The 6000-nt window shown below is 40.8% G+C and carries 5 protein-coding genes and 1 pseudogene; 1 reads left to right on the plus strand and 5 read right to left on the minus strand.

All coding sequences use genetic code 11. The annotated features are described in order from the left end of the window. Positions 1-35 precede the first annotated feature (35 nt). Positions 36-812, minus strand: a complete 777-nt coding sequence (locus tag F7734_RS47550; protein WP_155751322.1) for a class I SAM-dependent methyltransferase — start codon at positions 810-812, stop codon at positions 36-38. 152 nt (positions 813-964) lie between these two features. On the opposite strand from F7734_RS47550, the pseudogene F7734_RS47555 reads away from it, so the two are divergent. Next, positions 965-1826, plus strand: a pseudogene (locus tag F7734_RS47555) (LysR substrate-binding domain-containing protein). A gap of 142 nt (positions 1827-1968) precedes the next feature. On the opposite strand, the gene F7734_RS47560 reads toward F7734_RS47555, so the two are convergent. The 4 genes from F7734_RS47560 to F7734_RS47575 form a co-directional block, all read right to left on the minus strand. Then, a complete protein-coding gene (locus F7734_RS47560; RefSeq protein WP_155751323.1) occupies positions 1969-2124 on the minus strand; it encodes a hypothetical protein in 156 nt (51 codons plus the stop codon). Between the two features lie 295 nt (positions 2125-2419). Then, the gene (locus F7734_RS47565) at positions 2420-3313 is read right to left on the minus strand and encodes an AraC family transcriptional regulator (RefSeq protein WP_155751324.1); all 894 of its coding nucleotides are present in this window, start codon (positions 3311-3313) and stop codon (positions 2420-2422) included. Between the two features lie 529 nt (positions 3314-3842). Then, the gene (locus F7734_RS47570) at positions 3843-4538 is read right to left on the minus strand and encodes an SAM-dependent methyltransferase (RefSeq protein ID WP_155751329.1); all 696 of its coding nucleotides are present in this window, start codon (positions 4536-4538) and stop codon (positions 3843-3845) included. 129 nt (positions 4539-4667) lie between these two features. Continuing rightward, positions 4668-5756: an iron-containing redox enzyme family protein gene (locus F7734_RS47575; protein ID WP_155751325.1), complete on the minus strand. Its 1089-nt coding sequence runs from the start codon at positions 5754-5756 to the stop codon at positions 4668-4670. Positions 5757-6000 lie beyond the last annotated feature (244 nt).

Below are 6000 nucleotides of genomic sequence, written 5' to 3' on the forward strand. Positions count from 1 at the left end.
TTAAACAGACAAAATGAAGAACTTGTGAAGGTGTTTCAAATAGACATATCATTTTTAACAGCAACCACACGGATTCTGCGATAATCAGCTCTCCATATACCATTTTGATAAAGAACTGGTTTCAAACGCTGTTCTACAGCATGAATGACACGGCTTTGCTGCTCAACAGACAGCCCGGACAAAAAGCGCTCGCCAAACATCCGAATCCAATTTGCCAAGCCTGCATCTCCATCTTCTAATGTTGTGGGGCGATCGAACAGAACTGCATAGCGAACTTCAAATCCCTGCTGTTCCAAACAAGTTGCATACTCACTAATACTGGGGAAATACCAAGGGTTTAGGTGTTCGGGCGATTGCAAACCAATGTTTCTAACGACATCATAAACAGCTTCCGCGATCGCCTGAATATTCCCTTTACCACCAAACTCTGCCACAAAACGACCCCCTGGTTTTAGGGCTTGATAAATACAGCGAATCACGGCATTTGCTTCTGGAATCCAGTGCAATGTTGCATTAGAGAAAACAGCATCAAACGGTTCATTGACTTGAAAGTCTCGCGCATCAGCGACTAAAAATTTCAACTGAGGGTAGTTTTGCCTTGCTTTTTCAACCATCATCACATCAGCATCAATTCCCATGACAATAGCTCCTGCATCTGCAATTTTTGCTGTCAGCTGTCCCGTACCGCAACCTACATCCAAAATGTGCTCTTCTGGTTGTGCAGACAACAATTGCAGCAACTCCTCTCCGTATTTCCACACAAAAGCGTGTTTTCCCTCATAGAGGGATGTATCCCATTGATTCTGAAGCATAATAAATGTCTCCTAATATTTACAGAAGCTTGCTCTTTGCTACGAAGCTCAAGCGTTCCAGCCATGTCTAAAAAATATAAAATTTTTAAACGATTGTCCAATATATTTTTCTACCTTGAGTAATATGTAAAAGATATTAGTTAGCCAACACAATGGAACTTCGACATCTGCGCTACTTTGTCATTCTTGCCGAAGAACTGCACTTTGGAAGGGCTGCAGAGCGATTGCATATTGCACAACCGCCTTTAAGCCAGCAAATTCGTCAATTGGAAACAGAACTGGGCTTTGAGTTATTCCATCGCACTAAGCGGAAGGTGCAGCTAACAGTAGCAGGAGAAGTTTTTTTTGCACAAGCACAACAAATGCTCAAGCAGTTAGAGCAAGCCATCCAAATGGGGCGGCAAACCAGCCGGGGTGAAATTGGGCAATTAGCGATCGGTTTTGTAAGTTCTGTAGCATTTAACGTTCTGCCAGAAATCTTACGTATGTTTCGCACCACTGTTCCGAAAGTGAAGTTAGAACTGCACGAACTCACGAGCGAGCAACAACTGCAATGGTTATCAGAAGGAAGAATTGATATTGGGTTCCTTCGTCCCCCGGTTGAAGAAACTCTTTTTAAGACAGAAACGATTTTTCAAGAATCTCTAATCGTAGCGTTACCATTCGGACATATTCTGGCAGATGAAACGAACGTGTCCGTGCGATCGCTCCAAAGCGAACAATTCAAAGCTCTACGATGCAATTATTAGTTTTTGCCAACAAGCAGGTTTTAGTCCCCAAGTAGCACAGGAAGCATCTCAGATGCAAACAATTGTGAGTTTAGTTGCTGCTCAGATGGGAGTATCAATAGTACCTGCATCAATCAGGCATTTACAACGAACCGGGGTTGTATATAAATCTTTACAAGAAAAAACTCCAGAAGTGGGAATTAACACGATTTGGAGACAGCAGGATAATTCCCCAACTCTTCAACGTTTTCTAGAAGTTGTCAGATTTTATTCCGCTAATGACTGATAAATTGCAGCCATTTTCAGGTAATAGACCACCAATACTGCGTAGGTTTTGCATAAAAACACGCAATTACGTAGGTTGGGGAGCCAGCCCTGAACCGTGTGCGTGGCGCGAATGCGCCATAGGAGGGTTTCCCTCCGCACCTTTACTGGCGTTTGAGGAACCTTACCCAACATTTATCGGCATTTGTTGGGTTTCGCTTGTGCTCAACCCAACCTACAATTTCTCGCAGCCCTTGCAGTATTGAATACACATCTGTAGGGGCGCAAGGCATTGCGCCCCTACCAACGGTGTAATTCATTTAGGTGAAAACTGCTGTAATACAGGTGTGTAGCTAACGGAGAACCGCTATAGACGAAAAAACCCAGGCGTTGAGCCTGGGTTTCAAAAAAAAGCTATCTGGCATGAATCAGGGAAAAAGAAATATGTTACATACTTTGGCGCACTCCTATCTTGTACGTAGGTATTTGAGCATCTGCATAGAACTTTTTAATGTAGTACAAGCGCTTTGCTATTACACATAACTTTAGCAATACCAAAATATTGTGCGGTATTCAATTCTTGCGGAAAATGTCATAAGCTTGCAAAAAGTTTATCTACAATCGATCGCGATAACCTTTTGGTGTCATTGCCGTATGCTTGCGAAAGAGTGCAATAAAATGACTGGGGCTTTGAAAACCAATAGCATCACCAATTTCAGCAATTGACAATTTTTTCTCTGTTAGTAGTTTCTTGGCTCGCTCGATTCTGCAATTAATGACGTATTGATGGGGAGTCAAACCTGTGGATTGCTTAAACAAGCGGGCAAAATGATAGGGACTTATTTCTGCCACACTAGCGAGTTCTGCAAGTGCCAGCTCGTGTTCGATATTTTCGTTGATATACTCAAGCGTTTGACAAAGCTTATACTTAGGCAAACCTCCAGTATAAGATTGAACGTTTTGCCTGGAAGTAGAGTGTTGCTGTAGGAGATGACTTGCGAGTGCAGTTGCTAGAGATTCACCGTAAAGACGCCCAGATAAACATCCAGCCTCCAATTCTGCCTTAAGTGCCAACCCAATATTCTGAATTTGGGGACTGAGGACTCCCAAGTTAGGTGCAATTTCAACTCGATCTGCATAACCTAATTCCCCTGCAACTTGGGTAATAAGAGTTGGTTGAAGGCGGAGTACCAAGAAGTCACTATCCTCCAAACTGATACCTTTACATGACATACCTGGAGGAAGAATAGTTATTTCACCGTGGGTAAAGTTTTTGCTCAGAAGACGCCCGTCCCACATAATTTCTGCTTTTGTCGGCCGCTTGAAATGTAGGTTAATTATATAGTCAGATAATAATTGTGGAGGTAGCTCGTGAGCAGGCATTTGCCAGTATTCAACAAGAATGTTGTTCCATCCTGCTTTCTCGCTTGAAAGCATTGGTACTCCAAATTGACCCTTTCTAAGCTCTGCGTCTATATCCCGAGCTTCTGAGACTTTACCTTCAGGCATTGTTGCTGTTACTTAGTATAAACTTTTATCCCAAAATTTGCACTTACAGGCAATAAGTGCAACACAGTATGCATTTACCACTTAAATGATAACACTTATGTCAACAGTATGAGCAACAATTCTTTCTTTGAGGGATGACGTAACTTGTAGAGTTAAGAATAATAAAAAATAGAAATTTATTAACAAAAAATATGAATAGAGCCTTGTTAACTTTTTTCTTATTTGTCTTTTTGTTACTTTTTATTACTTCTCCCTTTGCGGCTCTTGCTAGCTTAATGATTTTCTTGCTTGCATCCGCTTTTTTATTGTTTATTTGGAATATTTTTTTGGCAATTATAGGTGATGGTTAGTGATTGGTGGTTAGTGGTTAGTTGTTAGTTGTTAGTTGTTAGTTGTTAGGTGGGCTTTAGCCCTACCTACTTTCTATTTTCAAGACAGTTATTCATAGGAAAATCTCACAAACCTTGTCATGAAAAAAGGAGATTTCCCATTCCCTACCCCCTACCCCCTACTCCCTACTCCCTAAACTCTACAAACTCGTCATCAACTTCTCTAACTCCTGAGATAAATCAACTTTTGAGTTAGATAATTTTTGAAATAAAACCCCTGCTAAATAGTAATAATCACCAGAATAAAAAGCCATTCCGTGTTTGCGTAATTCTTCAATATGCTTCTTAACTTTTGGTTCAGAGCTATAATAGCCAAATTTTAAAGGCAAAACAAAAAATTTAGTCACAGAATAACCGTGAGCTTTTGCGTGATTAATTGTGCTTTGTGGATTGGAATAACTGGATACTAAAAGTAACACATTTTGGTAATCCAACGACAAAAGATTGTTTGTGACTGTTGCACCATCTATGCCACCAAATAACAAAGGCATATAAATATCTTGGTCTGGTGCTGGTAAATATGGAGGATTAGCGACTAGATACTCGGCTTCTGGTTGAGAAGAGTCGAACAAACATGAGTTATGAATAACGTATTTATGATTTAGGTTATATTCATCTATATATGAATTAGCAGTTTTCCAAGCCGTAGGATTTAATTCAAATCCTTGTATTAATCCCTCAAATCTGTTTCTTAAAAGAGAGTTAATAACAGGGCTTCCATCTCCCGAGCCAAATTCAACAATACACTCTGATTTATGACAATCTCTCAAAACTAGGTTTTCCAAACAGTTTGAATAGAAATTAGATTCTTCCGGACAATAAAAAACTTGCTTCATTGAATTTTCAACTTTCATAAACTTTTAACAAGAATTGAATGACAATGTAGAAATGAGAAGCTAGAGGATGGGCAATGCCCACCCCGCAAAATAAGTACTTTCTTGCTATTAGCCATTAGCCATTAGCCATTAGCTATTTTTCCGTATCGATCGCACAACAGCACTGGCGGCGCGATCGCCCATAAGCTTTTCTTGGTCATAACCAAGTACAAGTTGCCATGCCTCATGAGAATACATTTCAGCTAGAGGCAAAGCGACATTATCCAACATCCAACGTCCGTGACGTTCGTCTTCCCGGATGTGCAATTCCCAGTAGCCCATTGCTGCTTCCGAAAGCCCCAATCGTTGTGCTGCAGCAAGATAATTTCTGTAAGCCGCAGGACCGGCTACCTCAAAATAGGTAAGCCCTCCATTATACCGCAGGAAATAACGTTTGCATTCCGTCAGTAAGAAATTATTATTGTCGTTAGCAAGTACTTCCCAGGGAACCAAATCAAAATACCCTTCTGGTTCGGTGTTCATCCCAAACTCATTTAGCATTTGGGCAAAGAAGGTGGAGTGCTTGCGAGGAAAACGTCCGTTACCATATTCTTCTAATAGCACTCGTATTAAAGTACATTGCACTTCATTAGCAGCACCGCCAAGAATTCGGGAAAGGCGACTACCTTCTACCAGACCGTCAAATGAACCAATAGCAAGTAAGTGACGGTAGCCAGCCTCACTCATAGAATTGCGTATATAGAGGCTTTCTTCTGACAATTCAGGATCTAAGTCATATGCACAACGTTCAATTAGAGCTTGCTGAACACTTTTAACATCCAATTGTCGTAATGCTTTCACATCAAGCTGTGATAGTTCCCACTCTTGCCAAGCTGTTTCTATGCGATCGCGTATCTTGTGTAGATAAAAGGATCGCTCATTTACGTAATGCCGCAAGTCATCGTACCAAAACAAGTTCAGACGGTTAATACGATAAAGGACTCGCTGAAGAAAGAGGTGGGCGGCATCATCACCTGCACCATTTTGGTAAGCAGCGCGAATCGCTACAGAGAGGGTACTTTCAAACTCATGCTTGAGTTCTGGCTTGGCTTCGAGTTTTTTATCTAAATCCTCTGTCGCAAGCAGCTCTACAAATTGCCGCTCAGCACGGTTATAATTTGTATTTATTGTTTCCTCTATCTGCGTATTATTTCTTTCAGCGTTTGCGATAGGGGACATAAGCAATTCAAAAGTAAAAAGTCAAAAGTAAAAATACCAAACTCTTATAGAACAAGCATTTTGAATACTTGTCCCTAGTAAATTAAATGGGTAGAACCTATCTAAATTACTGTCCTGAGTTCAGCGCTAGATATTTATATAATTCCTATTAAGTAGCCTTCAATACCTCTCCCCCAAGTGATAAAGAAAAATTAAGCTTTCCACCCATGATTCATACTACAGACACATAGGGGAGGGGGTAGGG

It is taken from the genome of Scytonema sp. UIC 10036 (assembly GCF_009725235.1).

What these genes read in the sequence shown, in the direction of transcription:
- F7734_RS47550 (WP_155751322.1), bottom strand. Translation starts at nt 812, where the DNA reads ATGCTTCAGAATCAATGGGATACATCCCTCTATGAGGGAAAACACGCT.
- F7734_RS47560 (WP_155751323.1), bottom strand. Translation starts at nt 2,124, where the DNA reads ATGAATTACACCGTTGGTAGGGGCGCAATGCCTTGCGCCCCTACAGAT.
- F7734_RS47565 (WP_155751324.1), bottom strand. Translation starts at nt 3,313, where the DNA reads ATGCCTGAAGGTAAAGTCTCAGAAGCTCGGGATATAGACGCAGAGCTT.
- F7734_RS47570 (WP_155751329.1), bottom strand. Translation starts at nt 4,538, where the DNA reads ATGAAGCAAGTTTTTTATTGTCCGGAAGAATCTAATTTCTATTCAAAC.
- F7734_RS47575 (WP_155751325.1), bottom strand. Translation starts at nt 5,756, where the DNA reads ATGTCCCCTATCGCAAACGCTGAAAGAAATAATACGCAGATAGAGGAA.